The sequence below is a fragment of the Streptomyces sp. NPDC059256 genome (genome assembly GCF_042753785.1).
Lineage (GTDB): Bacteria > Actinomycetota > Actinomycetes > Streptomycetales > Streptomycetaceae > Streptomyces.
In genome coordinates, this window is record NZ_JBHYZO010000059.1 from 1 (window position 1) to 1407 (window position 1407).

Below are 1407 nucleotides of genomic sequence, written 5' to 3' on the forward strand. Positions count from 1 at the left end.
CCTATATTATTTAATTTATCGAACAGAAATAGGACAAAAGGAGGATTTATTTTCTATGCCAAAAGAACTAGAAGAAAAAGAAGAAAAATCGTCTGCTGAAGAAACACCGAAAAAAGAGGAACAGGAGGACGCGCCAAAATGGGCAAAGAATCTGCTACAGGACATCCAAAACCTGATGGGAACAAAGGAACAGCCGCAGGGACAAGCACAGGAAATTCCAGTACCGGAACCGCCAAAAGTGGAGGAACCGGAGGAAGAGGAACAGCCAGCACCAAGCAAAGCGAAAACGCTCCTCGGGTGGTTATGGTAGATGTGCCGGGAAGTGACCAGGAGGAACAGCCGAAAAAGAAACGCGGTCGCCCTCCTGGTACTGGCACGAAAAAGAAAAGCGCAGCCAAGAAAAAGACGGCGGGCAATGTTGATTCATCCCAGCTGAAAATGCTGTTACTGACGACAAGCGCGATCGTGGCAGCACGACCTGGGATGGAAGACTTTGCATTAACCGCCGATGAAGCCGAACAGATATGTACGCCACTCGCAAACATCATGGCGAAGTCTGAAGGCGTGGCGGGTGTCGCCAGTGAGTATGCAGACCATATAGCGTTACTCATTGCGTGCTTTACGATCTTTATACCTAAATTCATTATGTGGAAATCCAAACAACCTAAAAAGAAAGAGGTACAGAAAAATGTCTTGCCAAAACGAGAACTACCAAAACAACCAACAGAACAACGAGGAAATGAAAGCGCGCCTGAAAGAACTAATCAAAAGCCTGCTGAACGATCTGGGGAACCCACTAGTAAGCAATTTGGCGGCTCCTTACATCAACTCATCCCTTTCGGAGGATATTGATGTCTTAAAATTCCTCAACCATTTAGAGGGGATGATCGACTATGTCCGGTATGGTGACGCTGAAGCAAGGTGACTTCTATTACAACATCCCCATGCATGAATACAGCCGTTATTGGTTTGAACACTTGGACATTATCGAACAGGGCGAGGAATTTTTAGTTGTGGAGAAAATCCCTTACGACAAAATCCCGAAACCGTCCATCATGGCTGCTATGAAAAGAGGTAAAGGCGTGAAGCGTGTTGTGAAAGCTTACAGCACGAAAGGAAGTGGAAAACATGCGAATGACAATTGGCGATGACGAACACGTTTTTATCTGTGGTCAAACCGGTACAGGTAAATCGGTTGTCGCTGAGGTATATCTCGCTGGGAAAGACCATGTGGTAAAGCTTGATACGAAAGGCGAAGTACACGAGCGCCGCAAGAAACGGCAGGAATTGTGGCATGGCTTGCAGGAAGGTAAGGACTTTACTGTGGTTCACCGATTGGAAGACGTGTCCGAGGTCGAGACGCCGAAAATTATCTATTGCCCGGTCGCTGATGAATTAGAGCCGGAA

Annotated in this window: 3 protein-coding genes and 1 pseudogene; all 4 read left to right on the forward strand. The window is 46.7% G+C overall.

The features are described 5' to 3' along the window. A pseudogene (locus ACFXJL_RS34800) lies at positions 1-310 on the forward strand (hypothetical protein); the annotation flags it as partial. Next, positions 298-852, forward strand: a complete 555-nt coding sequence (locus ACFXJL_RS34805; RefSeq protein WP_376642749.1) for a hypothetical protein — start codon at positions 298-300, stop codon at positions 850-852. The pseudogene ACFXJL_RS34800 and the gene ACFXJL_RS34805, both read left to right, overlap by 13 nt. Before the next feature lie 50 nt (positions 853-902). Beyond that, positions 903-1151 carry a hypothetical protein gene (locus ACFXJL_RS34810; RefSeq protein ID WP_376642747.1) on the forward strand — a complete coding sequence of 83 codons (249 nt, stop codon included), beginning with the start codon at positions 903-905 and terminating at the stop codon, positions 1149-1151. Then, positions 1129-1407 (forward strand): hypothetical protein (locus ACFXJL_RS34815; RefSeq protein ID WP_384699505.1); only part of this gene is annotated, 279 nt, incomplete at its 3' end. The genes ACFXJL_RS34810 and ACFXJL_RS34815, both read left to right, overlap by 23 nt.

Excerpts from the sequence above, each read along its gene's own strand:
- ACFXJL_RS34810 (WP_376642747.1), top strand. The coding sequence starts at position 903 with ATGGTGACGCTGAAGCAAGGTGACTTCTATTACAACATCCCCATGCAT.